Annotated in this window: 25 protein-coding genes and 2 pseudogenes; 19 read left to right on the top strand and 8 right to left on the bottom strand. The window is 62.5% G+C overall.

The genetic code is table 11. The features are described 5' to 3' along the window. Positions 1-49 precede the first annotated feature (49 nt). The 3 genes and pseudogenes from parA to P9255_RS03855 form a co-directional block, all read left to right on the top strand. Positions 50-712: a ParA family partition ATPase gene (gene parA, locus P9255_RS03860; RefSeq protein ID WP_309766748.1), complete on the top strand. Its 663-nt coding sequence runs from the start codon at positions 50-52 to the stop codon at positions 710-712. A 24-nt stretch (positions 713-736) separates the two neighbouring features. Continuing rightward, positions 737-842: pseudogene (locus P9255_RS27265) on the top strand (chromosome partitioning protein ParB); the annotation flags it as partial. 77 nt (positions 843-919) lie between these two features. Then, positions 920-1,801: pseudogene (locus P9255_RS03855) on the top strand (ParB/RepB/Spo0J family partition protein); the annotation flags it as partial. Positions 1,802-1,822: 21 nt separating this feature from the next. Here the strand turns inward: P9255_RS03855 and P9255_RS03850 are convergent. Then, on the bottom strand, positions 1,823-3,187 hold the full coding sequence (locus tag P9255_RS03850; RefSeq protein ID WP_309765595.1) for a replication initiation protein: 1,365 nt from the start codon (positions 3,185-3,187) through the stop codon (positions 1,823-1,825). A 1,684-nt stretch (positions 3,188-4,871) separates the two neighbouring features. On the opposite strand from P9255_RS03850, the gene P9255_RS03845 reads away from it, so the two are divergent. After that, positions 4,872-6,068: a DNA-binding protein gene (locus P9255_RS03845; RefSeq protein WP_309765594.1), complete on the top strand. Its 1,197-nt coding sequence runs from the start codon at positions 4,872-4,874 to the stop codon at positions 6,066-6,068. 24 nt (positions 6,069-6,092) lie between these two features. Here P9255_RS03845 and P9255_RS03840 read toward each other — a convergent pair whose 3' ends face one another. Beyond that, positions 6,093-7,112, bottom strand: a complete 1,020-nt coding sequence (locus P9255_RS03840; protein ID WP_309789169.1) for a tyrosine-type recombinase/integrase — start codon at positions 7,110-7,112, stop codon at positions 6,093-6,095. A gap of 199 nt (positions 7,113-7,311) precedes the next feature. On the opposite strand from P9255_RS03840, the gene P9255_RS03835 reads away from it, so the two are divergent. After that, positions 7,312-8,742 (top strand): DUF2252 domain-containing protein, encoded by a 1,431-nt coding sequence (locus P9255_RS03835; protein WP_309765592.1) that lies wholly within the window; start codon positions 7,312-7,314, stop codon positions 8,740-8,742. A 47-nt stretch (positions 8,743-8,789) separates the two neighbouring features. Here P9255_RS03835 and P9255_RS03830 read toward each other — a convergent pair whose 3' ends face one another. Further along, entirely contained in the window at positions 8,790-9,146 is a 357-nt protein-coding gene (locus P9255_RS03830; RefSeq protein ID WP_309765591.1) for a DUF2471 family protein, read from the bottom strand. Between the two features lie 250 nt (positions 9,147-9,396). On the opposite strand from P9255_RS03830, the gene P9255_RS03825 reads away from it, so the two are divergent. Then, positions 9,397-9,582 (top strand): CsbD family protein, encoded by a 186-nt coding sequence (locus tag P9255_RS03825; RefSeq protein WP_309765590.1) that lies wholly within the window; start codon positions 9,397-9,399, stop codon positions 9,580-9,582. Between the two features lie 135 nt (positions 9,583-9,717). Here the strand turns inward: P9255_RS03825 and P9255_RS03820 are convergent, their stop codons facing one another. Then, the gene (locus P9255_RS03820; protein WP_309765589.1) at positions 9,718-10,320 is read right to left on the bottom strand and encodes an XRE family transcriptional regulator; all 603 of its coding nucleotides are present in this window, start codon (positions 10,318-10,320) and stop codon (positions 9,718-9,720) included. 134 nt (positions 10,321-10,454) lie between these two features. Between P9255_RS03820 and P9255_RS03815 the strand changes: the two genes are divergently transcribed. Next, the gene (locus P9255_RS03815; protein ID WP_309765588.1) at positions 10,455-11,657 is read left to right on the top strand and encodes a glycine C-acetyltransferase; all 1,203 of its coding nucleotides are present in this window, start codon (positions 10,455-10,457) and stop codon (positions 11,655-11,657) included. A 71-nt stretch (positions 11,658-11,728) separates the two neighbouring features. Beyond that, positions 11,729-12,760, top strand: coding sequence for an L-threonine 3-dehydrogenase (gene tdh, locus P9255_RS03810; RefSeq protein ID WP_309765586.1), 1,032 nt, complete (start codon positions 11,729-11,731; stop codon positions 12,758-12,760). A 159-nt stretch (positions 12,761-12,919) separates the two neighbouring features. Here the strand turns inward: tdh and P9255_RS03805 are convergent, their stop codons facing one another. Continuing rightward, a complete protein-coding gene (locus tag P9255_RS03805) occupies positions 12,920-13,552 on the bottom strand; it encodes a YceI family protein (RefSeq protein ID WP_309789168.1) in 633 nt (210 codons plus the stop codon). A 159-nt stretch (positions 13,553-13,711) separates the two neighbouring features. Between P9255_RS03805 and P9255_RS03800 the strand changes: the two genes are divergently transcribed. After that, positions 13,712-14,242, top strand: coding sequence for a hypothetical protein (locus P9255_RS03800; RefSeq protein WP_404980288.1), 531 nt, complete (start codon positions 13,712-13,714; stop codon positions 14,240-14,242). A 29-nt stretch (positions 14,243-14,271) separates the two neighbouring features. Here the strand turns inward: P9255_RS03800 and P9255_RS03795 are convergent, their stop codons facing one another. Next, positions 14,272-15,201 (bottom strand): LysR family transcriptional regulator, encoded by a 930-nt coding sequence (locus tag P9255_RS03795; protein WP_309765582.1) that lies wholly within the window; start codon positions 15,199-15,201, stop codon positions 14,272-14,274. A 116-nt stretch (positions 15,202-15,317) separates the two neighbouring features. Here P9255_RS03795 and P9255_RS03790 point away from each other — a divergent pair, with 116 nt between their 5' ends. From P9255_RS03790 to P9255_RS03765, 6 genes are all read left to right on the top strand, one after another. Then, positions 15,318-16,892: an altronate dehydratase family protein gene (locus P9255_RS03790; RefSeq protein ID WP_309765581.1), complete on the top strand. Its 1,575-nt coding sequence runs from the start codon at positions 15,318-15,320 to the stop codon at positions 16,890-16,892. 55 nt (positions 16,893-16,947) lie between these two features. Beyond that, positions 16,948-17,871, top strand: a complete 924-nt coding sequence (locus P9255_RS03785) for a dihydrodipicolinate synthase family protein (RefSeq protein WP_309765580.1) — start codon at positions 16,948-16,950, stop codon at positions 17,869-17,871. Positions 17,872-17,933: 62 nt separating this feature from the next. Then, positions 17,934-19,229, top strand: a complete 1,296-nt coding sequence (locus P9255_RS03780; RefSeq protein WP_309765579.1) for an MFS transporter — start codon at positions 17,934-17,936, stop codon at positions 19,227-19,229. Positions 19,230-19,289: 60 nt separating this feature from the next. After that, positions 19,290-20,525, top strand: a complete 1,236-nt coding sequence (locus P9255_RS03775) for an alpha-hydroxy acid oxidase (RefSeq protein ID WP_309765578.1) — start codon at positions 19,290-19,292, stop codon at positions 20,523-20,525. Positions 20,526-20,539: 14 nt separating this feature from the next. Beyond that, positions 20,540-21,490 (top strand): NAD(P)-dependent oxidoreductase, encoded by a 951-nt coding sequence (locus P9255_RS03770; protein ID WP_309765577.1) that lies wholly within the window; start codon positions 20,540-20,542, stop codon positions 21,488-21,490. 55 nt (positions 21,491-21,545) lie between these two features. Beyond that, positions 21,546-21,875, top strand: coding sequence for a GlpM family protein (locus tag P9255_RS03765; RefSeq protein ID WP_309765576.1), 330 nt, complete (start codon positions 21,546-21,548; stop codon positions 21,873-21,875). Here the strand turns inward: P9255_RS03765 and P9255_RS03760 are convergent, their stop codons facing one another. After that, positions 21,876-22,871: an SDR family oxidoreductase gene (locus tag P9255_RS03760; RefSeq protein ID WP_309765575.1), complete on the bottom strand. Its 996-nt coding sequence runs from the start codon at positions 22,869-22,871 to the stop codon at positions 21,876-21,878. 194 nt (positions 22,872-23,065) lie between these two features. On the opposite strand from P9255_RS03760, the gene P9255_RS03755 reads away from it, so the two are divergent. The 4 genes from P9255_RS03755 to P9255_RS03740 all read left to right on the top strand — a co-directional run bounded on the left by P9255_RS03755 (position 23,066) and on the right by P9255_RS03740 (position 26,016). After that, positions 23,066-23,452 carry a YkvA family protein gene (locus P9255_RS03755; protein WP_309789167.1) on the top strand — a complete coding sequence of 129 codons (387 nt, stop codon included), beginning with the start codon at positions 23,066-23,068 and terminating at the stop codon, positions 23,450-23,452. Between the two features lie 304 nt (positions 23,453-23,756). Beyond that, the gene (locus P9255_RS03750; protein WP_309789166.1) at positions 23,757-24,419 is read left to right on the top strand and encodes a response regulator; all 663 of its coding nucleotides are present in this window, start codon (positions 23,757-23,759) and stop codon (positions 24,417-24,419) included. Further along, positions 24,416-25,792, top strand: coding sequence for an ATP-binding protein (locus tag P9255_RS03745; protein WP_309765572.1), 1,377 nt, complete (start codon positions 24,416-24,418; stop codon positions 25,790-25,792). Before P9255_RS03750 ends, P9255_RS03745 begins: the two co-directional genes overlap by 4 nt. A gap of 11 nt (positions 25,793-25,803) precedes the next feature. Next, a complete protein-coding gene (locus P9255_RS03740) occupies positions 25,804-26,016 on the top strand; it encodes a hypothetical protein (RefSeq protein ID WP_309765571.1) in 213 nt (70 codons plus the stop codon). An 8-nt stretch (positions 26,017-26,024) separates the two neighbouring features. Here the strand turns inward: P9255_RS03740 and P9255_RS03735 are convergent, their stop codons facing one another. After that, complete coding sequence (locus P9255_RS03735) at positions 26,025-26,939, bottom strand: LysR substrate-binding domain-containing protein (RefSeq protein ID WP_309765570.1); 915 nt, start codon at positions 26,937-26,939, stop codon at positions 26,025-26,027. Between the last annotated feature and the right edge of the window lie 32 nt (positions 26,940-26,971).

Here is a 26,971-nt window from a genome sequence, read left to right as displayed (position 1 = left end):
CATTGACCACAATGTAGAATTCAAACGCGATCAAATTTCGGAGTTAATTGTGGCGGCGGAAATCATAGCGATCACGCAGCAGAAGGGCGGTGTGGGCAAGAGCACTATCGCCATGCACCTCGGCGCTGCTTTTCATGAAAAGAAGAAGCGGGTGCTCGTGGTTGACGCGGATGGCCAAAACACCTTGATCCATTGGTCCAGCGCCGCATCTGAAGACAATAGCGGCATCCCGTTCCCCGTCGTCAATCTCTCGGAAGCGGGCGGGCAGATTCATCGGGAAATCAAGAAGTTCGTCAACGACTACGACATCATCGTCGTGGATTGCCCACCCTCCATCACCGAGAAAGTTTCGGGCGTCGTGCTTCTGGCTGCGAGTATTGCGGTCATACCGACGTCGTCTTCGCCGGCCGACTATTGGTCGAGCGTGGGATTGGTGAAGCTCGTGCAGCAGGCACAGGTCATGAACGAGGACTTGCGCGCCGTCTTCCTGCTGAACAAGACCGAAGAGAAGCGGATGCTGACGCGCGAACTCAAGGTTGCGCTGGAAGAACTTGGCTTTCCCCTGTTGAAGACGCAGATACCCACGCGGGAGTGCTACAAGCAGGCGATGGCCCTCGGCCAGACGGTGCTTCAAATGAGCGATCGCGGGGCGCGCCTCGCCGCTGCCGAGATTCGCGCCTGTGCCGACGAGATCGTCGCCATGCTCCCCTGACTTTATGCGCATAAAGGACACTGAATGAAACCGTCGCAGTTTGCCAAGGGCTTCAAGGCTCGCCCGGACACGACCAGCAGCGAGAAACGAACCGCGCTCGACAGGCTGAATGCGATCGACGGCATCGTCGACATCCAGCACGTCTCACAGACCGCCGCCAATGGCCGCTCCAGCGCGTTCGTCGCGGATGAACAAATGGAAGCGGTTGCCGGCGCCGAATCGGATGAATATCGCGCGTGGCGCCGGGCGAATCGCTATACGGCAGGGCAGGTCATCGACTTGCCTTTGAAGGCGATAAAACCGAGCCCTTTCAATCCACGCCACTTCTATCTGAAGGCGTCGATTGCTGAACTGGCCGTGAATCTCGCCAAGCAGGGTCAGCAGCAGGCGATCCACGTCATTCCCGACTACGAGAATCCGGGCACCTTCTTCGTCAGCGATGGCGGCCGGCGCGTGCGTGCGCTCAAGGAAGCGAACAAAGAGACGGTGAAAGCGGTGGTCGTCGATCTGCCGATCGGCATCGAGAGCTACAAGCTGGGTTACGACCTCAACGTTCAGCGCGATTCGCAGACCGTCTTCGACAACGCTGTCGTCTGGAGGCGCTTCCTCGACGAGCAGCACTTCCAGAGTCAACGTGAGCTGGCGGATCATCTCGGACTCGACGAATCGACGATTGCCGTAGCTTTATCGATCGCCAAGCTACCCGAGAACGTGATGCAAGAGATGGTCGCACGGCCCGATCGATTTGGCTCGAACATGGCCTATCAGATCTCGCGGTATCACACGGCGCGTGGAAGCGATGCGACGCTGCGGCTCATCAACAAGATCACGTCGGACGATCTGAGCACGCGCCAGGTTGCGGATATCGTCAAGGGACGTGCAAGCCCGCAGGAGACGCCGAAGCCCGCAGGACGGCAGCGGTATGCGCAACGCCTGGAGATCAAACTCGACGGCGTTTCCGTGGGCGACCTCAAATCTTACGGCGAAGACCGGCTTGAATTGAGACTGCGCGGACTATCGCGGGAGCGACGCGACGAGTTGCTTCATCAAATCGAGGCGATGCTTCAGTCCGACCAGACCAAGGACTGAATGCTTGAGTGACGGCGCGGCTCAGGCCGCGCGCGACTGGCTCAGCGTGAAAGCCAGCAGGTCGCCATCGGTAGGCTCGCCCCAGGTCTCGCGGGCGAGCCAATCAAAGAACGACGTCTCCGCCAGCTTCGAATCGAGACCACGCTTGCGCCAGTCATCGCGCATGTGCGAGCCCAACTCCGGCAGGACTGTTTCCTCGAAGCTCTGGCGTGCGAGCTCCCGTTCTTTCTCACCTTGCTCGTCGTACAGCGCACGAGCCTCTTTTCGCCGATAAGCCGAGAACTCGCTCAGCAACCGAGCCTTGAGATCGTCGGCAGCGGACGCGCCCGCTGCACCACCGCGCGTCGGAGTTCCGTTTGCGGCGGTGGGCAACGCTTCGACGGGCGGCGCGTAGCCCTTCTTGAGCGCATCCTTGAACAAAGCGGCGGCGCTGCGCACCGGCGGCAGCGTCGTGCTGCGCATGCGCTGCTCGGTCATCTGCAGGGCCGCACGGATGCGGTTTTCCTCGCTATCGGCATACAGCGTCTGCGCTTCCTTTAGCGGAATGCCGATCTTCACCATGCGGTCGACGAGCGTGCTGTCAAAGACGTTCGGATGTTCATCGAGCGCGAGCATCGGCTGCTTGCGCTCCGTGACGCGAAACTGAATCTCAGCAACGCGACGCCCCTCTCGATGCTCCACGAGCTCAACGAAGATGTTCGTCACCGCATTCACTTCAGCGATGGCGGGACGCAAGTAGTCGCGCTTGAAGTATTTGTACTCGCGCTTCGCTTCGTCGCCTGCTTCGGTGTCCGGCGTGCCGGAAAGGATCGGCCGCCACCACTCCCACGTTTCGCGCATGGTCAGATGGCTGGGATTGGTCAAATACCGGACGCAAATCTCATAAAGCGCGAGGCCGGCACTGCTGCGCAATTGACTCTGGAACTGCAGGCTCAGCCGGGCATACTGCACCGGGTCGAGCAGCTTCTTCTTGATCTTCGGCGCGAACGAGAATTCAACCCATACACGCCGCGTCGTCGGGTCTTCGAGAATTTCCGCATCCGCGATCAGCGTCGAGATGCCCCACTTGCGCCCCGGCTTTTGACTCGATGTGCCGGTGCTCCACTCGACCTGCACGGACACCATCCGGCGCAAATGCTCCTTGACGAGGGCGGTGTCGTTGGAATCGAACGCCGAATTCGCAACGATGTCCGACAGCAGCGCGCGATAGGTATCGCCCGACTCGTCCGCCTGTTGCGCAACAGCAAGCAGCACGTTGAAGAGTTTGCGAGTCAGCAGCGTAATCTTCCCGCTCTTGGGCTGAATGGCGATGGCTTCGACAGCTTTGCGCAATTCGGCCGAGCTAGGGCTGACGACGTCGGTTTTCTTGGCGCGCTTGGTAGCCATGCGTCTGGGAGGAACGAGATTGCGAGAAAGGATACCGGGTGTGGTGAAGTGAGTAAACGGGCGCGGTTTCACCATGACAGGGTGACGGCAGCGACGGCGCCCAAACTCACTGCAGTGCGTTCCCGTAAAGCCTCACCACTCACCGAAACGTGCTGGCTGAAAGAGCTAGAAGCCATGGGGGTTAACGGTTGGCAACGTTTTCCGGGGCTTGTTTCTACGTGATCGGTAGCTCCCGAAAAGCCTCACCCGAAATTTTTTTGGCGGCAATACCGGTGTTGTCTGGCAAAGACACCGGCCCGCGCGCCATTTTTTGCCGGGACTGTGGCTATGAATGCGTGCTGCCACACATTTGGAGTGGCCTCAGAGAGATCGTCCGCCTTGTTAAGCTCCCGCAAAGTCTCACCCTTGCCTGCGTGGCTTATTGATAGCGCGTGCATACTGTCCTTGCGCCGACTAGATGCTACCGCGAAGGCCTCCCGCAAATGCTCACCTGCCATCAATAACGCGCCTTTCACGCTGCTCCTGAAACTGCTCACCCTACAGCCCCTGAAAATCCTCACCTTTAGCGACTCCAGCCAAAAAAGCTCCGTCCGTACAATCACTTACGTGCTTCGGATGGCCTTGCTGATCAATATTCGACTTCCCGAAAAGACTCACCGTTGGCGAACGGATGTCGTCCACCTCCCGTATTAGCTCACGTTTGGGTAGCCGGGCGCACTAAATGAAGCTTCCAAGGTGCCCGCCAACGGCCTGAGGGTAGCCACGCAATCGGCCGTCTTGGACGTACGCTCCCGAAAATCCTCACCGATCGCATGGAGCCAGAGCGGTTTGTCGCCCGTTGTCACAAACTAGCTCCCGCAAACACTCACCTTTGCGGTCGGAAAGGCGTTCAGCGACGGTCATCAACTCGAGTTCAGTCGATGCTCTCCCGAATAAGCTCACCGGACGCATTAAACGCTAGCGGAAACGCTCCAAATCCCGTACTAGCTCACCGCATGTTTGCTTCTTCGCCCGAAAAGCCTCACCTTATGGAAAAAATGGCTCCGACCTAGGGCCAATCGAGCGTTAATTGGCCATCCCGTAGAACCTCACCTTTCATTAACCAATTGCTTCGCAACGAGCCAGAACTGGCGAGGCGCCTTGCGCGATGTCTTCCTGCATGCCCTCACCGATCGACTCAGGCAGCGCCCCGAACCCGCTCACCATCTTTCCCGGTTGTCCTCACGCATTGTCCCGAAGGCCGCCACCGTTGCATCCCGTAACGCCTCACCATACATCCCGGAGCCTCTCACCCAATAGGCTGGAATCCCTTGTCGTATAAGGCTTTGGCGAGGCGTTAACGGTTTTAACTTGGTTCAAAGGTGTTAACTTTTACTACTCTCTAGAGCCCCGCGAGTAGCTCTCAGCAACGTCAACCAACATCCCGGAAAGAAGCGCAAGCCTCTATGTCACCGACGTGGAACACCAGGGGACACGCCCAGTGCTCAAAAAGCCTTGCGTTTTCAGTGCGTTACCGGCACAAGCTGAACACGTTTCACGACGTTAGCCTATAACTATCCCGGAGAAACCACTGCTTCGGCACAGTCGACGTCCAACTGCATTCTCCTCCCTTACAATCGAGCCACCTTGTTTCTCCCGAAACGTAAAGCGTTATGAACGTTACGCTTCACCACACCGACAGTCTATGGATACACAACTTCGCGACACGCTTCGCCAGGAACTCGACGCCATGCGCAGCACCGGCGCACGTCGGCAAGACCTCTCGCACCACGCCTGCAAGCGCTTGTTCTTTGATCTGGGCGTGCGTCCCTCGGTCACGACCGTCCGCGATTTGACGCAAACCGGCAGCGCAAGCGACATCCCCCGCGATATAGAGTCGTTTTGGGAAATGGTCCGCTCGACACTACGTGTTCGCGTCGAAGCGGGCGCAATTCCGGAACCGCTGCAACAGCGCGCCGGCGAATTGCTTGCGGAGCTTTTCGCCGAGGCGCGTCGACACGCCGATACCGCGTTGGCCGCGGACCGCGCCAAGGTCGACGCAAGCGTACTTTCCGCCCAAGCCGCCACCCGCGACGCCGAGGTGCGCTGCCAGGCCATCGAGCAGGCGCAACGGCGCGCCGAAATGCGAGCGGAAGCCGCTGCGGCACAGGTTGCGTCGCTGGAGGCGGAGTTAAGGGCGTCGCGCGCTCGCGAATCGCACGCGCAGAGCGATCTGCGCGACCTGGTCACGCGTCTCGAGGGGGAAAACAGGGCGCTTTCTGAACGCATCGCGCGCGAGCAGGCCGATGCCGCGCGCCTTCGTGATCGTATCGACGAGCTACAGAGCGAACTGCGCCACAACACCGAGCATTACGCGCAGCAGATCAAGGATGCAGTGAAGGACGCTGAACGACGAGTCAAGCCGATGCTCGTCGAACTCGACGCATTGCGCGGCATGGCGGCGACGTATCAGACCAAAGTACGCGAAGCCGGGCAGAAGGAATTCGATTTCCTTCAACAACTTAGCGCGGCGCGAACGCGCGCTGACCGGCTGGAATCGCAAGTGCGGGAGCAATCCGACGAAATCGATGCACTGACACGCGAACGCGACGCCCATCGCGTGCGGGCCGGCATGAGCGCCGAGGTGGGCGGGTTGATCGCATCGCTCGCGGCAGAGGGCCGCCTGACATCAGCCGAAATCGCCGCGCTCGGCACGCAAGTCGATGCGTACATCGCCGCGCCGGCAGACTGTCCGGCGTGCGAGAGCGCCGAACCGGAATTGCAGCGGCACGAAGACGAATTCGAACTGTCGTGCCCCCACTGCGAGCGTAGTTCGGGCGCGGTCGCGTCCAAGCTGGCGGCGGTGCAGGCGTTTCTCCGCCCCACTTCGGCGCGCGTGTGACAGCCGTTGCGGCGACGGTCAGTCCTAAAGGTGAGCGTTTTCGGGACCGGTGCTGTCGTCCGCGCCGGCGCGCGCTCGGGCGACATCGCGCTCCCGTATCTGCTCACCCATCCACTCCTGCCAGGCCCGATGCAGCCGATGAACCGAGATCGACTGCTGAAAGCCCAGCCATTGGCCGACGCGCTCGGGGTCGGTGCCATCGTCGAATAGTTCGGCTGCGTAGGTATTGCGCAGCGTCTGCGGACTCGCTCGCGCGGCCCGCGATGCCCCGATGCCGGACGCCGCGACGACGGCATCGATGGCGCGCAGCATCGTCGCCTTGTGCATCGGACGGCCGGACGGCGCCGCAGGAAACAGCAACGTACCCGCGAGCCCGACCGCCTTCCGTTCCGCGATCCAGCCGTCGAGCAACTCGACGGCGAACGGCGCAAGCCGCGCCTGCCGGATTTGCAGCGGATTCGATGCGTCGACGGTGACGTACGGCGCACCGGGCGCGTAGCAGTTGACGGTCAATTGCGCCGCCTCACCCGTCTTGACGCCCGCGCCGAGAAACGCGGCGACGAGCGCACGGTCGCGCCGCTCCCGCCAGCGCTGGCCCGTCGCAAGCTCGCCGAGCGGGGAAAAGAGATGCGTGATCAGCGCCGCCCGCTCGTCGTGGGTCAGGAATCCGGTCGGTTCGTTGTCGCGCGCCTTGCGCCAGGCGGCATCACCGTCCTGGGCGATGAACCGTGCGGGATTGGTCGCCGCCGATTCCACCTCGCGCACGTGATCGAGCACACGCTCGATCAGTCGCAGATAACGCATGCGTTGCGGCCGCCGGATATCGAGTTGAGAAATGAATTGCTCGATGACCGGCCGCTGCACCGTATGCAGCGTCGTCCGCTTGGCGGTCAGCCATTCGAGGAAGTTTCCCCATTGCGCGCGATACACATCGGCCGATGACGCCCGGAATTCCTGTTGGGCGAGCCAGGCGTCGAAGGCTGCGTGCGGGTCTGCCTGCCAGTCGGCGCGGTGTTGGTCGAAGAGATCGGAAGTGTTCGGCATGGTGTTCGAAAGGCGTCTGACAGCGCCATATTGCGTTCCGGAAAGAGTCAGGCTTGGAGCCGCTGACGTCAAGAGCACAGTGGCGCTCAAATGTGTCGAAGTGTCAGAAGGATTGTCTTGCCCCGTCCGCAGCCGATCGTCTACTGTCTTGTGCGAGGCCTTGCGTCCGACACGAGACGAAGGCAAGGAGGGGCGATCGATGGCGCAAACGCAGCGCGTGCAGTCGTGGCAGGAGCGGCGTGCCAACGGGCGGGCCGCACGGCAACGCACGTCCCGCGGCGCCCAAGCGATGATCGGAGACGTCGATCGGGACCCCATCCAATTGCTGCGCATTAGCAGCGAAAGACGCGTCGCGACGCTGGTGCCGCTGCGCTACGGCCGGATGCTCGCTTCGCCGTTCGCGTTCTATCGCGGCAGCGCGATCGTGCAGGCGCACGATCTGGCCGGCACGCCCGATAGCGGTATCCCGATCCAGATCTGCGGAGATTGTCACCTCGCGAACTTTGGCGGCTTTGCGACGCCCGAGCGCACGCTTATCTTCGATCTCAACGATTTCGACGAGACCGCGCGCGGACCGTGGGAGTGGGATCTTAAGCGCCTGACCGCGAGCTTCACCGTTGCGGGCCGGCATTTAGGCATGGGCGGTCTGGCTGCCGACGAGCTCGCGTATCGCACCGTTGAAAGCTATCAGCGACACATGCGCGAATACGCCGAGATGGGCGTGCTCGATCTATGGTACGAGCGAATCAGCTTCGCGCGACTGTACGATCTTGTTCAGACCGACGCTGCCCGGCGCCGCATCCGGCGAAGTTTCGAACGCGCGTCGCGGCGCACGCACGACACTGTGCTGCCGAAGCTCGCGGACAAGGACGGCGACGGCTGGCGCATCCGCGATGCCCCGCCCGCCGTGTTCCACATCCGCAGCGAGAGCACGCTCATCGATCAGGCGGACGAATGGATGACGCTGTCGGGCGATCGTGCAACGCTTCTGGGATCGCTGATGCAGGATTACACGAGATCGCTGACGCCGGAGCGGGCGGCGCTGCTCTTGCAGTTTCACCTCGAGGACGTCGCGTTCAAGGTGGTGGGCGTTGGAAGCGTGGGCACGCGCTGTGTCGTGCTGCTCTTCACCGACCATCACGGCAGGCCGTTGTTTCTACAACTGAAGGAGGCGTCGACGTCGGTCGTCGCGCGATACCTGCCCCAACACTCCGCGAAAAGCCAACACGAGGGTCAACGAGTCGTTCACGGACAACGCCTGATGCAGGCGGCGAGCGATCCGTTCCTCGGCTTCGCGACCGGTGCGCTCGGACGCACCTTCTACGTGCGCCAACTGCGCGACATGAAGATTTCCGTTCAGATCGAAACATTCGACGACGAAGCGCTCCGCAACTACGCCGCACTCTGCGGCTGGGCGCTCGCCCGGGCGCACGCGAAGGCTAGCGGCCTCGCGCTGGAGATATCGGGCTACATCGGCAGCGGCTCGCGGCTGGTCGACGCGCTCGTGAGCTATGGCCGCGCCTATGCCGACCAGGTCGAGAAAGACTATGAGCGATTTCGCCGCGCCTGCCGTAGCGGCGAGTTGCAGGCGCGCACCGACGCTGACATGGCCGCCGACTTCGCACTCTGATGGCGTCGACTTCTGCGGATGGTCGCGCGACCAGGTCCCACGACGTGTCAGTGGGCAGCGACGGAAAGTTGCGGCCTGCCTTGCCGGGCGGCGCACTCGTAGGCATCCACTACGAACGCAAACACGGCAGGCAACGCGTTGGACGATGCGAGGTCGACGACGTCATCGGTCTCCGGGAAATGAAAGCCGTCCGGGCGCGCGAACAATTCGCGCAACGCGGCTTCGTGGCGTCCGGCGAAACCGAGATCCGCAACGGCTTCGGCTTCGATCGCATGCAGCAGGCGCCAGGTAAGCGGCACACTTTTCTCGATATAACGCCCTGCGATTTGTCTCGTGATGCGTTCGAGGTCACGAACCGCGCGCTCGAACTGCTTTCTGCTGAGATGTTCGCCGTTCGACTCCATATTCACCTCCTCTAGCGGTCTCCAGTACTGTATAAATATACAGTACTCGCATCGATGAAAATAGCGTCGCGCTGTTCCGTTGCGCTGTATGTGCGATTCCGCCTACGTGCGATTCAGACATGCGCCGCTATGAGCTTGCGCTCGGGAAGCGCATCGTAGAGCCGTGCTTACGCGGCATCCCGCGTTGAACTCGCGGGCGTCACAACGAAGCATGCGCGCACTCTGAGCGCGAAACCAAAGGAGAGCCAGAATGAACAAGGACCAGATTGAAGGCGTTGGCAAGCAGGTGAAGGGGAAGGTCAACGAAGTGGTCGGTAACGCAACCGATGACCCGGCGCAGGAAGCCAAGGGCGACATGCAGCAAGCAGCCGGGAAGATTCAGAAGGGCGCGGGAGATGTCCGCGAAGACGTGAAGGACACTCTGAAGAAGCCGTAACACATACTGGCGGCGATGGCCGCTGGACTTTGAGCGGGACGCCGGGTCGGCGTCCCGTTTTTACTTGACGGCGGGCCGCTGCCCAACTTGATGCGCATAAAGTTCCGCTCGCACTGACGCCCGCAGCACGCCGGCTCATCCGTGAATCACCACCAGCAGTGCCTTCGCTTCCGATCTTCCTGCATTTCGAATGGAATGGCCATCGTCGGCAGCGTACCGGGCTGTCTCGCCCGCCTTCAGACGTCGCGTCGTGCCTGCCGCTTCTACCTGTATCGTTCCGTTGAGCACGGTCATGTGCTCCCGCGTCCCCGGCTCGTGCGCGTTCGATCGGAGCGCCGCCCCCGGCTGCAGCGTGAGTTCGTACCACTCGAACTTGCCTGCCAGTTCGATCGGCCCCCACACCCGCAGCTGATATCCACCGTTGTCACCGCTTAGCGTCGGTATCTCGTGCGGGCCGGCCACGCGAATCGCTTCGAGCGGCCGTTGCTGCGCGAACAATTGATCGAGGCTGATTCCGAGCGCGTTCGTCAGCCTCCATGCGACGGCTATCGTCGGATTCGCCTTGTCGCGCTCGATCTCCGACAACATCGACTTGGAAACCCCTGCTGCACGGGATAAGTCATCGAGCGTCAACTTTCTCTCGTTGCGCAACCGTTGAATCTGTTCCCCGACGCGCGGCGGCGACGATGCGGACGGTGCCGGTTCCCCGGCTGCCTGCGTGGAGCGAGCGCTTGCCATGACTTCTTCGATCCTTTACAGTGTTCGGCATATCGGAAGGTTGTTCGAAATATCGAACTCGTCCGATGCGATGCATGGACTATAACAGGGCTATGGGCCACGCGCCGAGCGCCCGCATTCACAGGATGCTGCTGATGAACGACCGATATTTGACCCATCTGCGCCAAACCATCGATGAAATTCGCGCGGCCGGTTTCTACAAGACCGAACGAGTCATCGCCAGTCCGCAGTCGTCGGATATTCGGCTCGACAGCGGGGCGGAAGTACTCAACTTCTGCGCGAACAACTATTTAGGCCTCGCCGACGACCCGCGTTTGATCGCCGCCGCGAAAGCGGGTCTCGATGCAGACGGCTTCGGCATGGCGTCGGTGCGTTTCATCTGCGGGACGCAGACCGTGCATAAGCAGTTGGAGCGTGCGATCGCGGAGTTCCTTCAGACCGATGACGCCATCCTCTATTCAAGCTGCTTCGACGCGAACGGTGGCCTGTTCGAAACGCTGTTGACCGATGAAGACGCGATCATCAGCGACGAACTGAACCATGCGAGCATCATCGACGGCGTGCGTCTGTCGAAGGCGCGACGACTGCGCTACAAGAACAACGACCTCGCCGACCTGGAAGCGCGTCTGAAAGAAGCCGATGAAGCCGGCGCGCGCTTCAAGCTGATCGCGACCGATGGCGTGTTTTCAATGGACGGCATTATCGCGGACCTCGCCGGCATCTGCGATCTTGCGGATCGCTACGACGCGCTGGTGATGGTCGACGACTCCCACGCCGTCGGTTTCATTGGCGAGCACGGACGGGGCACGCCGGAGCGTTGCGGCGTGCTGGACCGCGTTGACATCATTACCGGGACGCTTGGGAAAGCGCTCGGCGGTGCATCGGGAGGATATGTCGCCGCTCGCAAAGAGGTCGTCGAGTTGCTGCGGCAACGAAGCCGGCCGTATCTTTTTTCGAATACGCTTGCGCCGAGCATCGCTTCGGCTTCCTTGAAAGTGCTTGAGTTGCTTGCGAGCAACGAAGGCGCCGACTTGCGCGAGCGCGTCCGGCAAAACGGCGCACATTTCCGCCAAGCCATGACCGCGCTCGGCTTCGACCTCGTGCCCGGTGAACATCCGATCATTCCCGTCATGCTCGGCGATGCGCAACTCGCATCCCGAATGGCGGAAGCATTGCTCGGGGAAGGTGTGTACGTGATCGGCTTCTGTTACCCAGTCGTGCCGAAAGGCCGCGCACGCATTCGAACGCAAATGAGCGCGGCGCACACGCCGGAGCAGATCGATCGGGCGGTAGACGCGTTTGCCCGAGTGGGGCGGCGGCTGGGCGTCATCCGCTGAGCCTTTATGCGCATAAACTCGGCCGAGCATCGTGCGGCCACAGCACCCAAAGCAATCCACAGGACCAACGCATGAAAGCCCTTGCTAAACTCGAACGCGCTCCCGGTCTCACATTGACAGACGTCGAGCGTCCCGAGGTCGGTCACAACGATGTCCTCATCCGCATCCGGAAGACCGCCATCTGCGGCACCGACATTCATATCTGGAAGTGGGACGACTGGGCTCAAAAGACGATTCCCGTGCCGATGCATGTCGGGCATGAGTACGTTGGGGAGATCGTCGAGATCGGACAGGAAGTGCGCGGGTTCGCTGTCGGCGACCGCGTTTCCGGTGAAGGGCACATCACGTGCGGCTTCTGCCGCAATTGCCGCGCGGGCCGGCGGCATCTTTGCCGCAACACGGTCGGAGTCGGCGTGAATCGCGAAGGCGCTTTCGCCGAATACCTCGCAATCCCCGCCTTCAACGCGTTCAAGATTCCGCCCGATATCTCCGATGACCTCGCCGCAATCTTCGATCCCTTCGGCAATGCAACGCACACGGCGCTTTCATTCAATCTCGTCGGTGAGGACGTGCTCATTACCGGAGCGGGTCCGATCGGCGTGATGGCGGCGGCTATCGCGCGGCACGTGGGCGCGCGCAACGTTGTCATCACCGATGTCAACGATTATCGGCTGGACCTTGCTCACAAGATGGGCGCGACGCGCGCCGTCAACGTGACGCGCGAGGATCTGCGCGACGTCATGCATGAACTCGGCATGACCGAGGGCTTCGACGTCGGCCTCGAAATGTCGGGCGTTCCGAGCGCCTTCACTTCAATGCTGGAGTCGATGAATCATGGCGGCAAGGTTGCTTTACTGGGCATTCCGCCCGCGCAGACTGCCATCGACTGGAATCAGGTCATATTCAAGGGGCTCGAAATCAAAGGCATTTACGGCCGCGAAATGTTTGAGACCTGGTACAAAATGGTCGCCATGTTGCAGAGCGGTCTGGACCTGTCGCCGATCCTGACGCACACGTTCCCGGTCGATGACTATCAGCGCGCGTTCGAGACAATGCTCTCCGGTAACAGCGGCAAGGTCGTTCTCGACTGGACGGGCGCTTGACCATCCCTTTAGCATGATGCTCGGCGGTATCCCGCGCCAACAACGCTGATGCGCAGAGCATCTGACTGGCTCTCAAGTAGCGTCGTCAACGGCGAGCGCCCGCGCTAACAGTAGCGCTCCAACAGACGTGCAAAGCCGAGCTCAGCCTTCGGGATCGCCTTAATCACCCGTCTTCTCGAACTCCGCCTGAATCGCGACGTGAACATCGTCGCCGACGGCCGGATACCACGTCGCCAGACCGAACTGCGCGCGGCTGAAATGCCCATCGGCCGAAAAGCCCAACGTTTCCTGCTTGATGAGCGGGTTCACCGCGTGGCCGTTGAAGATCACATTCAACGTGACGGGATGCGTCGTGCCGCGAATCGTCAGATTGCCGGTGAGCGCCCCGCGATCGTTCCCGGTGCGCACGAACTCTGTGCTGACAAAATCGATGTCCGGATACCGGGCCACGTCGAACATATCCTGCCCTTTCAGCATCCGGTCCAGTAGAGGCACGTTCGTATTGACGCTTGCTGCATCGATCGTCGCGCGTACGGTGCTGTCTTCCATGCCGCGAGCGTTCCATTGGAGTTGCGCCGTCGCCCTGTCGAAGCGAATGACAAAGCGCGAATAATGCAAATGGTTGACGTCGAAACTGATGTGCCAGTGATGTGGATCGAGGGCATAGCGCCCGACCGGCACGGTCGATTCGCTGGCGGACACGCGATGGGTGACCACCTGCAACGGCGTGCAGCCTGCAAGAAGCAGCGCGACCGACGCCAGAAGACGCGCCCAATAGACATTCGATTTCATCGTGCAATACCCCAAGGAAATGCGACACATTGCCAGCCAATATGCGACGGTCACATCGTTTTCGTAAGCGCACACGAAAATGACGCGATCAGGTAGAGTTCGCCTCGACCTCCATCTCAAAAAAGGCGCCACGGCATTTGCGCGATGGCGGACAACACTATGCGCTTGTGGCCGTCCTTTTTCTCTCCCCGACCGCTTCGCCTCGCGTCCTTGGTGGCCGCGCTGCTCGTTTGCGGCGCCTTGTCGTGGGCGCCATCCGCCAGGGCCGCCTTGTGCGCCGATGGCCTATGGGTCGACGCGATGATCGGATCGCATCACTTTCACCCGGACAAGCATTTCGAGCAATTCAATCCGGGCATCGGCGCAGAATGCTGGGTCGCGCCCGAGTGGGCACTGACAGCGGGCTATTTCCGCAACTCATTGTCGAAGCCTTCGTTCTATGGGGGCGGCGTTTGGGCGCCCGAATTCCTCCATTGGGGCTTCTTCCGGCTTGCCGCGATGGGCGGACTCATCTCCGGTTATGACTATGGCCGCTGGGGCATCGGACACGACAACATGGTCGGCCCGGTGGCGGCGCCGCTCGTCATGTTCGAGTACAAGCGTGTCGGAGCCAACCTGATTTTGATTCCGCCGATTCCTTCAAGCGACCTTCCGTTCACGATCGGCTTTCAGGTCAAGATGAAGTTCTGAGAATTAGTTAGTAAGACGAACTGTAGCGTTCATGCACGCACGCGCTCACGCAACAGTTCGATGAACCGCTCCGCCATCGGTGACAGCACGCCGCTTCGTCGCGTCACGACGCCGAACGTCTGCGAAGGCGATCGAAGGCTTACCGGAAGTATGCGCAGCATCTTGTGTTGCGCGAACATATCGGCGATATCAGTCGGCAATAGCGATGCAAGGTCCTTGCTCTGGTTCAGCAACGCGACCGTAACGAAGGTCGAAGCCGTCGAAATGGTGTTGGGCGGCATGTTCATGCCCGCGAGGTCCATCTCGCGCTCGAGCAGTTCACGCAACGGCATCTGACTGGGATACGTCACCCATCGGCAATGAGCGAGGTCGCGCATCTCGATGGTGCCTTTCGACTTCGCCGAATGCCGATACCCCACAACCACCGAGAGCGGTTCGTCCGCGAGCGTCACATAACGATACTTCGAAGGCTGGGCGCTCACCGCGGATCTTCCGATCACGAGATCGAGATGACCGTCATCGAGTTGCAGCAGCATGCGTGCGCTCGTGTCCTCGACGATTTCGATCGATACGTTCGGCAGTTCCGCATGCAGTGATTCCAGCACGGGCACGACGACCGCCGGTATCGCACCCATGATCGCGCCGATTGCAAGACGGCCGCCGCGTCCCGACTGAATCTCGCTGATGTCCTGACAAAGCAGCGTCAGATCGGTTGTCAGCAGACGCGCATATTGAATGACGCGCCGGCCATACTGATTCGGGATCATGCCGCTAGCCGACCGCTCGAAAAGCTCGGCATCGAACATAGTCTCCAGTTCATGCAGCGCCTTGCTCGCCGCCGATTGCGTGACCGCCATGACCGCCGCCGCCTTGTGGAGCGACTTGTGCTCGTCGAGCGCGATCAGCAATTGCAGCTGCTTCATTCTGAGCCGCGACAGCAGCGTCTGGACGGTGTTCATCGGCGAGTAGAAAAAGTGATCGGGGGATGGAAACAATTCAATATACAGGCTGCGGACTGCAAACGTATAGTCGGCCTCGGAGACAACAAACGATCGGCCCGAACACGGGTGACAACATGCAGAACGCAAGCCAGATCAACACCGGCCAGCCCGACGCGGCGCGGCCACGCCCCTTGGTAATCCGCCTTCACCGCGACGACGACGTCGTCATTGCACGCGAGCAGCTCGTCGGGGGAACCACATTGCCCGATGAGGGCGTCACCGTATCCGGCCTTATCCCTCCTGGCCACAAGATCGCGACGCGAGCGATCGAACAGGGACAGGCGGTGCGGCGCTATGGCCAGATCATCGGCTTCGCAAACAAACAGATTGCGCCGGGCGAACACGTCCACATTCATAACATCGCGATGGGCGAGTTCGATCGCGATTACGCCTATTGCGAGAGCGCACGCCCCACGCAATACGCGGATACGCCCGCCACATTCGATGGAATCGTCCGCGCCGACGGCCGTGTCGCCACGCGCAATTACATCGGCATCCTAACGTCTGTGAACTGCTCGGCGACGGTGGCCCGTGCGATCGCCGATCACTTCCGACGCGACACGAACTCTTCGAGCCTCGAAGCGTATCCGAACGTCGACGGTGTCGTTGCATTGACGCACGGCGTCGGCTGCGCGGTCGATCCCGAAGGCGAAGGGCTCGCGCTGCTGCAACGCACGCTCGGCGGCTATGCGGTGCATCCGAATTTCGCGGGCGTGCTGGTCATCGGGCTCGGCTGCGAGACGAACCAGATCGCCCGCATGATGGAAACGCAAGGTCTCACGGAAGCATCGTTTCTGAAGACGTTCAACATCCAGGAGACGGGCGGCACGGCGAAGACGGTCGCGCACGGCATCGAACTGGTGAAGGGCATGCTGGCGGCGGCGAACCGCGTCGAGCGTCAGCCGGTGCCGGCTTCGCATCTGATCGTCGGACTGCAGTGCGGCGGCTCCGATGGCTACTCGGGCATCTCCGCCAACCCTGCGCTGGGCGCTGCCGTCGATCTGCTCGTGAAGCACGGCGGGACCGCGATTCTTTCCGAAACCCCTGAAATCTACGGTGCGGAACACCTGCTCACACGACGCGCGGTGAGCCGCGAAGTCGGCGAAAAGCTGGTCGCGCGCATTCACTGGTGGGAAGACTACTGCGCGCGCAACCGCGCTGCGATGAACAACAATCCGTCGGCGGGCAACAAGGCGGGCGGCTTGACGACCGTGCTCGAGAAATCGCTCGGCGGCATCGCGAAAGCGGGTAACAGCGATCTCGTCGAAGTGTACGAATATGCGCAACCGGTGACGGCCAAGGGCCTCGTCTTCATGGACACCCCCGGCTACGATCCGATCTCCGCCACCGGACAGGTAGCGGGCGGCGCGAATCTGATCTGCTTCACGACAGGGCGCGGATCGGCATACGGCTGCGCGCCGACGCCATCGCTCAAGATCGCCACTAACGACGCGCTGTGGAACCGCCAGCAGGAAGACATGGACCTCAACTGCGGTCCGATCCTGAGCGGGCAGCGGTCCATCGAAGAGATGGGCGCCGAGCTGTTCCAACTGATGCTCGACACGGCATCGGGCAAGCGCAGCCGCAGCGAAATTCACGGCTATGGGCAGAACGAGTTCGTGCCCTGGCAGATCGGCGCGATCACCTGAACCTGCGTCAGGCCTCGACGCTGCTTCGAACTCCCAACCATTGCGACCAACCATCATGCCAAACAGCGTCCCATATCGCGGCGTATTTCCCGTCGTGCCGACGATCTTCGATGAAGACGGCAAGCTCGATCTTGAAGGACAAAAACGCTGCGTCGACTTCATGATCGATGCAGGTTCCAACGGCCTCTGCATTCTCGCCAACTTCTCCGAGCAGTTCGCACTGTCCGACGAAGAACGCGATTCCGTCATGCATGTCGTGCTCGAACACGTCGCGGGCCGCGTGCCCGTCATCGTGACGACGACGCACTTCAGTTCGGAAGTCTGCGCACGCCGCAGCGCCGCCGCGCAAGCCGCCGGCGCCGCAATGGTGATGATCATGCCGCCGTATCACGGCGCGACCATTCGCGTGACGGAAAAGGGCATCTACGAGTTTTTCGGCAAGGTGTCGGATGCCATCGGCATTCCGATCATGATCCAGGATGCGCCCGTCGCCGGCACGCCGCTGTCCGCGCCATTCCTCGCCCGCATGGCGCGCGAGATCGAGAACGTCGCCTACTTCAAGATCGAGACGGCGCAGGCGGCATCGAAGCTGCGCGAGCTGATCGAACTGGGCGGCGAGAGCATCGTCGGTCCGTGGGACGGCGAAGAGGCGATCACGCTGTATCCCGATCTCGAAGCGGGCGCGACCGGCTCGATGACGGGCGGCGGCTATCCCGACGGCATCCGCAAGATCGTCGATGCCTACATGCGCGGCGACAAGGAAAGCGCGGCGTCGCTCTATCAGCAATGGCTTCCGCTCATCAACTATGAGAATCGCCAGTGCGGGCTCGCCGCGTGCAAGGTGCTAATGAAGGAAGGCGGCGTCATCGCATCCGATGCAGTGCGTCATCCGCTTGCGCCCGTGCATCCGAAAACCCGCGAAGGCCTGCTCGAAGTCGCGCGCCGACTCGACCCGCTCGTGCTGCGCTGGGGCCGATAAGCCTCGCATCGCGGATGGCGACATCCGCGCCTTTCATATAAAAGCATTTAGGAGACCGGACGATGAGTGTGTCCAGCGTGCAATCCGTACGAATGACCAACGTCCGATGGAAGACATTTCTTCTGTTGCTGGCGCTGGTCTCGATCAACTATATCGACCGCGCGGCGCTTTCCGTCGCCATGCCGGCCATCGCGCAGGAATTCGATCTGTCGCCGGAGCGCCAGGGGCTGATCCTGAGCTCATTTTTCTGGACGTATCTGTTCATGCAGGTGCCGTCAGGCATGCTGGCCGACAAGCTGAAACCGCGCGCACTCATCGCGATCGCGACGGTCGGCTGGGGCTTCTTTCAGGCGCTCGGCGCGTTCAGCACGGGCTGGGTCCTGCTGTTGCTGACGCGCCTCGGGCTCGGCGTCACCGAAGCGCCGATCTATCCGGGCGGCGGCAAGCTCAACGCGCTGTGGCTCACCAAGAACGAAAAGACGCGCGGCGCAGCACTGCTCGATGGCGGCAGCGCGCTCGGTTCGGGCGTGGGCGCGATCGTCGTCGCGACGCTGATGGCGGTGCTCGGCTCGTGGCGCGCCGCGTTCGTCGTCGCGGGTGTCGGCACGATTCTCTGCGGCATCTGGGCATGGTGGTACATCCGCAATACGCCGCGCGAGCATCCGGCGATCAACGAAGAGGAAATCGCGTACATCGAGCGTGCTCACGCAGAAGAAGACGCGGCTGAACCGACGGTCGCGCCGGGCGGATCGCTCTTTCGCTTCTTCTCGTTCCGCTCGGTGTGGGGCATGTGCCTGAGCCACACCTGCACGAACCTGATTTTCTTCGGCCTGATGACCTGGCTGCCGACGTACCTGTACAAGGTCCACGGCTTCGATCTGAAGTCGCTGGGCGGCGCGACGTTCCTGATCTTCTTCTGCGGATTCGTCGGCGAAGTGATCGGCGGCAATCTCGCCGACAAGTGGAAGTCGTCGGGCGCGGGTGCGAATGTCGTGTATCGCACGATGATGATCATCGGGGCAGTGGCGGTCGGTCTCTCGATGCTCGGTGTCGCCTACGTCCGCGCGCCGGTCATGGTGGTCGCCCTGCTGTGCGTCGCGCTGTTCTTCCTGCGCTGGTGCGGCGGCTGCAACTGGGCGACGCCGGCGATGCTGGCAACCCGTGCACGCACCGGCACGCTCAACGGCATCATGAACTTCGTCGGCAACATCGCGGGTATCTTCGTGCCTATCTTCATCGGTTACATCGTGCAGACGACGGGCTCGTACTTCCTCGCGCTGATGTTCTTCGTCGCGGTGGCGGGCTTCCAGGCGCTGTGCGTGCTTGGCATCGACTATCAACGCAAGCTGCCGGTCTGACCGGGCATGTGACCGGAGCGAAGTGTCGAAGGCTTCGTTCCGGTCGACAGGAGAAGTGAAGTGCAACGTCGTCTTTATACGGGTAACGATCCGCGCCGCGCTCACAGCATCGAGGAGCTTCGCGGGATGGCGCGGCGGCGCGTGCCCAATTTCTGTTTTGAGTACGTGGAAGGCGGTTCGGAGGATGAGTCCACGTTGCGCCGCAATCGCGATGTTTTTGCGGAAATCGCCTTTCGCCCGCGCTCGCTAGTCGATGTATCGAAGCGCGATATCGGCATCGATCTATTCGGACGACGAAGCAATGCGCCGTTCATGATCGGGCCGACGGGCTTCAGCGGATTGCTCTCCCACGAGGGCGATATTGCGCTCGCGAGCGCCGCGGCTGCGGCGGGCATCCCGTACATTCTCAGCAACGCGTCGACGGTTGCGCTGGAGCATGTCGTCGAGCGCGCGGGCGGGCGCATCTGGATGCAGGTCTACATGTATCGCACCCGGGACTTCGTCGCGAAGCTGGCTGAACGCGCGAAGAAGGCCGACGTGGAAGCGCTGGTCGTGACGACCGACAGCGCGATCTACGGCAAGCGCGAGTGGGACTTGCGCAACTACGCAAGGCCGCTGAAGCTCGATATGCGCAACACGTTCGACGTGCTGACGCATCCGCGCTGGATGATGGACGTGCTCTGGCCGCACGGCATGCCGCGCTTCGCCAATCTCGGCGATCTGCTGCCGCCGGGCCAGGACAGCGTGCGTGGCGCCGCGTCGGCGCTTGCGAAGGAACTCGATCCGTCGCTGTCGTGGGACGACATCCGCTGGCTGCGCGATCGCTGGCCGGGCAAGCTCATCGTCAAGGGACTGATTCACCCGGACGACGCGGCGCGCGCCGTGTCGCTCGGCGCCGACGGCATCGTGTTATCGAATCACGGCGGCCGGCAGCTCGACGGCTCGGTATCGGCGATGGAAGTCCTGCCCGAAGTCGTCGACGCCGTGAAGGGCCGTCTCGCCATCATGCTCGATGGCGGATTCCGCCGCGGCTCGGACATCGTCAAGGCGATGGCGCTCGGCGCCGATGCCGTGCTGCTCGGCCGCGCGACGACGTGGGGTCTGGGCGCGGGCGGCAGGGCCGGCGTGGATCGCGCGATCGAGATTCTCAAGACCGAGGTCGACCGCGTGATCGGACTATTGGGCGTCGGGAGCATCGCGGAACTGGACGCGCGATATATCGAGTGGTCGCGTATTGCGCCGCGCAGCGCAGCGCGGACTCGTCAGGATGCGCCGGTCGAACTCGAACTTCAATGAACGGGACAGGGGCCATGGAAAACAACAACGGAATACGCCTTCCGAAGCGCGTCGAACGCGTCGGCATGATCGGGCTCGGCCTCATGGGCAGCGCGATCGCAGGGCAATTGCTCAAGAAGGGCTTCGAGCTGCACGTGCTTGGCCATCGCAGCCGCGAGGCGCTGGAAGCGCTCGTATCGCACGGTGCAAAAGAGGTGAGCAGTGCGGCCGAACTCGCGCGTGACGTCGATGCCGTCATCATCTGCGTGACCGGGACGCCGCAAGTTCGCGATGTCGTCTTCAGAGAGAACGGCTTGCTGGCGGGGGCGCATGAAGGCCTGGTCGTCGTCGACAGTACGACCGCCGATCCCGAATTCGCCGACGAAGCGGCCAGCGCGTTGGCCGCAAAAGGCGCGGCGTTCCTCGATGCGCCAGTCAATCGGACTCCGAAGGAAGCGCGGGAAGGGCGGCTGAACGTGCTGGTCGGCGGCGATGCGCAAGTGCTCGAGTTGCTGCGTCCCGTGATGGCTGCGTACGCGGAGACGGTGCATCATCTCGGCGCGCACGGATCCGGGTATCGCGCCAAGCTGATCCACAACTTCATCGCGCAGGCTAACGGCGCGATTCTTGCCGAAGCGTTCGGCACGGCGGCGAAGGCGAAGCTCGATCTGCACGAGTTCGCGGCCGTCTGCCGTTTAAGCGGCGCGCATAGCAAGACGTTCGATCGGATCATCCCGTACCTTCTCGAAGGCGACGATAGCGGCCAGCAGTTCGCCATCCGCAACGCCGCGAAGGACATGCGGTCGTATGCGCAACTGGCGTCGGCGCAGTCGTCGACGGCCATCATCGCGGAAGCCGTGCGGCAGATTTACGTGCTGGCGACGAATCTCGGACATGGCGACAAATACGTGCCGCATATGTTCGATGCCGTCGCGCAGTTCAATGGCATGGCGCCGTCGCGCGAGCCAAAGGACGAACTCAGCTGATTGCGCAGCGCTTCCCTATAATCCGTCGCTTTGCTTCGCACTCGACGGAATCTCAATGGACGTATTGTGGAAGGGCATCGTCGGCGGGCTGGTCACTGCGTTGATCGTCACCGCTTCCAGGCGCGGCAACGTGCTGCCGGGCATCCTGCCGCTCGCGCCGACGTTCGCAATCATCGCGCTGCTGGCCGTCGGCGCGAAGGGTGAGCCGGGCGGCTTCAAGACCGCGTGCCTCTCCGGCGCGCGAACCATTCCCGCCTATCTCGTGTTTCTCGGCACGTGCTATGTGCTGATCCACTATGTCGATTACCGCGTCGCCATTCTCGGCGGACTGGCGGCGTGGCTGATCGCGGCGCTCGCGATCTTTCTGGCGCCGCGCTTCATGTAGTCACACTTTGCGCCGATGGCCGCGCGCAAGCCACATCGCACCGAGCACCGCGCCCGCGCCCAGCATCAGTCCGCGATGCGTCCCGAGCCAAAGCGACGGGCACGCATCCGACGCCTCGTCATCGAACCGCCCGTGCGTGCGATGCAACGCCGTCACCGGTTCCCACAAGTTGTCAGGACGGCCCGCGCCCGGAAGGCTTTCGTCCTGTTGCGCGTCGTAGCCGGTGCGGCCGAGATAGGCATCGAGCAGGCCGGGAAACAGATGGTTCGCCACAATGGCCTTCACCGACGACGACCCGACCCAAACCTCCCGCCGCCGATGCGTCGCCGCCCAGTAAATCGCGCGCGCCGCGACTTCCGGCTGGAATACCGGCGCAACCGGACGTGGCGCATAAGGCGTCGCGGTCTTCGCCCAGTCGAATTGCGGCGTGTTGATCGCGGGCATCTGCACCATCGTCACGTGAATGCGGCGCTTGTCGTGACGCAGTTCGCAACGCAACGAGTCGGTGAAGCCGCGTATCGCGTGCTTCGCGCCGCAATAGGCCGCCTGCAGCGGAATCGAGCGATACGCGAGCGCCGATCCCACTTGCACGATCACACCGCGATTGCGCGGCTTCATGCGTCGGAGCGCGGCCATCGAGCCCCATACATAGCCGAGATACGTGACTTCGGTGATGCGCGCGAAATCGCGTTCGGGCATGTCGGCGATCGCGGCGAGAGACGTGAGCATCGCGTTGTTGACCCAGACATCGATCGGGCCGAGCGTTGCTTCGATCTGCGATGCCGCCCGATCGACGGCATCGGCGTGACTCACGTCGAGCGCGATCGGCAACGCGCGCACGCCGTATGCGCGCACTTCGGCGGCGGTATCGGCGAGAGCGGCTTCGTCCCGGGCGATGAGCGCGATGTCCGCGCCGCGTCGCGCGAACTCGAGCGCCGCCGCACGTCCGACGCCCGCCGTCGCGCCGGTGATGACCACGATGCGAGGTTTCCTCATTGCGTACGATCGCTCCCGGTTGACTGTGCGAGCGTGACATGCAACCGTCGTGCCGCGCAAAGCGAAGTCCCGAAAACGCTCACCTTTAGGACGGTGCGAAGGCTTTGGCGGGGCGGGCGCAATGCGCAGGTCCCGAAAACGCTCACCTCAAGGGGTAAGATCGATGGTTCGCGGACCGACCGATGTTTCCCTCGATGAGCATCTTCGAAACGATTCGAACATGGGCAAGACGCATCAAGCGTGATGCGATGACGCTTTGGTTTGCGTATCGAAATCCGGCAACGCCGCTATTCGTCAAGCTGCTATGCGTGTTCGTGGTCGGTTATGCGCTGAGTCCTGTCAACCTGATTCCGGACTTCATACCGGTTCTGGGCTATCTCGACGATGCGCTGCTGCTGCCCGGCCTCATCTGGCTCGCGATCCGGCTACTGCCTGCGGGTATCGTTCAAGAGAGCCGGCTGCGCGCCGATGCGTGGATGGCCGAACGACGCGCGAAGCCGAAGAGCTACACGGGAGCCGCGGTCATCGTGATCGTCTGGCTGGCGGTGGCGTATGCGGCGTGGGCGTGGCTGGGACGCTGAAAAAAAGCCCGGCCGAAGCCGGGCCCAAACCGGACCGGGCGCGTTCCGAGTCACGCCCGACCGCGTGGATGCATCGCAGGAAGAAGCGGCGTTCATCACGACACGCTCGCCTCAACGCAAAGCAACGGCCTTGGCGGTATAGTGCGGCCTGAAAACTTATGCAACGCTTAAGCGCCCATGCAGCGGCACGCGAAACGAGGACGCGAAACGAGGACGCGAAACGTCGAACCCGATTCCGCGTTAAGCCGCGCTTAAGCAAGCGTCAAGGACAATCGGCGGCGACACGCAAGCCCTGGAGACGTGCATGCGCCTGCTTCTGGTAGAGGACGACGAGATGATCGCGGAGACCGTGCTGGCCGCGCTGCGTCGCGCGAGCTATACGGTGGACTGGGCGCAGGACGGCCGGGCCGCCGAGCTTTCGCTTGCGAACGGTGTGTACGATCTCGTGCTGCTCGATCTCACTTTGCCGAAGCGCGACGGCCTCGACGTGCTCGGCGTCTACCGCAAGAACGGCGGCGATGCGCCGGTGATGATTCTGACCGCGCGCGACGCCATCGACGATCGCATTCGCGGTCTCGATGCCGGCGCCGACGATTACCTGATGAAGCCCTTCGATCTCGATGAACTCGCCGCCCGCGTGCGCGCGCTGCTCAGACGTCGCACGGGCCACAAGCAACTCGTCTTTGCGCATGGCGAACTGACGCTCGATCCCGCCGCGCACGAAGCCGCCAAGAACGGCGCGCCGCTCAACCTCGTGCCCCGCGAATTTGCGTTGCTGCAGGCGCTGATCGAAGAACCGTCGCGCGTTTTTCGCCGCCGCGAGCTCGAAGAGAAACTCTATGGCTGGGGCGAAGAAGTCGGCAGCAACGCCATCGAAGTCCATGTGCACAGCTTGCGGCGCAAGATCGGCGCGGATGAGATCGTGACGGTGCGCGGCGTCGGTTACCGGCTGAAGAGGATCGGATGAACTCCATCCGCCGCTGGCTGCTCGGCTGGCTCATTTGCGGGCTTGCGCTGGCGTGCCTCATTGCGGGCTACGGCATCTTCCGCGCGGCGCGGCTCGAAGCGGGCGAGCTTTTCGATTACGAATTGCGCACGGTCGCGCTCTCGCTGCCCGACAACATCACCGCCGCCGATGCCGCCGAGGGACGCACACACGAACTGCACGGCATCGCGGACGATCAGCTTGTCATCGACATCTGGGACAAGTCGGGGCGCCTCGTCTATCACTCACCGCACGAACCCGCGTTGCCGCGCTTCGGCGACGGCTTCCAGTCGGCGGAACGCGAAGGCTATCGCTGGCGCGCGTTCGGCGTCGCGCTGCCGGACCGCTATGTGCAGGTCGCGCAGCCGTACTTCGTTCGCGACGACATGGCCGTCATGCTCGCGCTGCGCATCATCTGGCCGCTTGCCTTGCTCATACCGGTGATCGTCGTGATCGTGCTCGTGGTGGTGGCGCGTGGGCTCGCGCCGGTCCGGTGGCTCTCTTCGTCGATCGCCGCGCGCTCACCGGAATCGCGCGAACCGGTAGCGGTCGCCACGCCGATGCCCGATGAACTTCGTCCGCTCGTCGATGAACTGAACGGCCTGCTCGCGCGGCTCAACGATGCATCGGAGGCGCAGCGCATCTTCGTCGCCGATGCGGCGCACGAACTCCGCACGCCGCTGACCGCGCTGAAGCTGCAGATTCAAGGCGCAATCGGCGATGGATCGCTGAAGGTCGACAGCACGACGCTTGCGAAGATCGATGGCCGGCTGAACCGGCTGATCCATCTTGCGCAGCAGTTGCTCAGCATGGCGCGGGAGGATGCGGCGCGCGAGGCGGCCATCGCGCCGATGAGCCTGCGCACGCTGTGCGAAACGCGCGTCGCGGATTTCTCGCTGATCGCAGAGGCCAAGTCGATCGACCTCGGCCTCGTGCTCGAAGAAGCGCGCGACGAGCACGATGCATTCACGATATGCGGCGACATGCACGCGCTTGCCGTGCTCGTGAACAATCTGCTCGACAACGCTATTCGTCATACGCCGCATGGCGGACGCGTCGATGTGACGTTGCGACGCGAGAACGACGGCATCGCGCTGACGGTGCTCGATACCGGGCCCGGCATTCCGGCGGATGAAATCGATCGTGCGTGCGACCGGTTCTATCGATGCGTGGGTACGCAAGGGCAGGGCAGCGGGCTGGGACTTGCGATCGCGCTGCGTGTGGCGCAACGGCATCACGCAGCGTTTACGGTGACGAATCGCGATGCGGGCGGGCTCGCGGTTTCGCTGCGTGGATTGCGCGCGGTGGAGATGGAAGCGCAAGAAGCGGGAAGTGCGGTTGCGGCTATGCGGTGATGATCGATGCCATGAAACTCATTGTTTATTGTTTCGCCATCCTTACGTTATCGACAAATCCCGCACGAGCCGACGATGCCGCGAGCGCGCCGGCATTGTCGGAAGCGAAGACGCTGAAAGAGCGCCTGGGCGACAAGGCCAGCGACGAACAGCGCGTCGACAACTGCAAGGTGCCGCCGGATCGCCGGGGCGCGAAGGCGCGGCCCGACGCGTGCGCCCGCTAACGCAAGCGTTACCGCTCGCTGGTCAGCGCGATCACGAGATCGAGAAAAGCCCTTGTTTTAGCGGGCGGATGATGCCGCGACGGATGAAACGCATAGAGCGGAAAGCGTTCGTCCGGCCAGTCGGGGAAGAGATCGACGAGCTTTCCTTCGGCCATCAGATGCTCGTGACCGAGCGCGAGTATCTGCGCGACACCATAGCCGGACAGACACGCGCTCAGCAGCGTGCCGGGATCGTTCAGCGTGAGATGTCCGCGCGTCTCCACGGTCAGCCGCTTCTTCTTGCGATGAAACTCCCACGCGAACGGCCGTCCCGTCTCGGGATCGCGGAACTCGATGCAGGTGTGGGCATCGGTGGCGAGCGCCTGCGGCGTCGCGGGCCGGCCGCATCGCGCGATGTAGGACGGCGCGGCGACGGTGTGCACGGGCGTGTCGAGCAGCTTGCGCGCGACGAGGCTCGAACTGCGCGGCTCACCGAAGCGAACGGCGAGATCGAAGCCATCGGCGATCATGTCCCCGAGCCGGTCGCGCGTGATGAGTTCGAGATCGAGTTCCGGATGCGTCTGCATGAACGCTTCGAGCTGCGGGCCGAGCACGAGCCGCGAGAAGATGGGATCGACGTTGACGCGCAAGCGCCCGCGCACGGCGGTCGTGCTGCTGGAGGCGGTGGCGGCGGCTTCTTCAATGCCGAGCAGATGCGGCATGACCTGGTCGTAGAAGCGCCGTCCGTCGTCGGTGAGGGAAACGGTGCGCGTGGTTCGATCGAAGAGGCGGATTTTGAGCTTCGCCTCCAGACGCGTGATCGCGCGGCTCACGCCGGGCGCGGACATGCCGAGCTTGTCCGCGGCGGCGGAGAAGGCGCCGGTATCGACGATTGCGGTGAAGATGGTCAGCGCGGGAAGGAGAGGCGTGGTGGGGGCGGGCATGCGCGCCTTGTCGTCATCGATGGGATGACAGC

It is taken from the genome of Caballeronia sp. LZ019 (genome assembly GCF_031450825.1).
GTDB lineage: Bacteria > Pseudomonadota > Gammaproteobacteria > Burkholderiales > Burkholderiaceae > Caballeronia.
The sequence above is the reverse complement of the archived record's forward strand: the minus strand, read 5'-3'. Positions and strand labels throughout refer to the sequence as shown.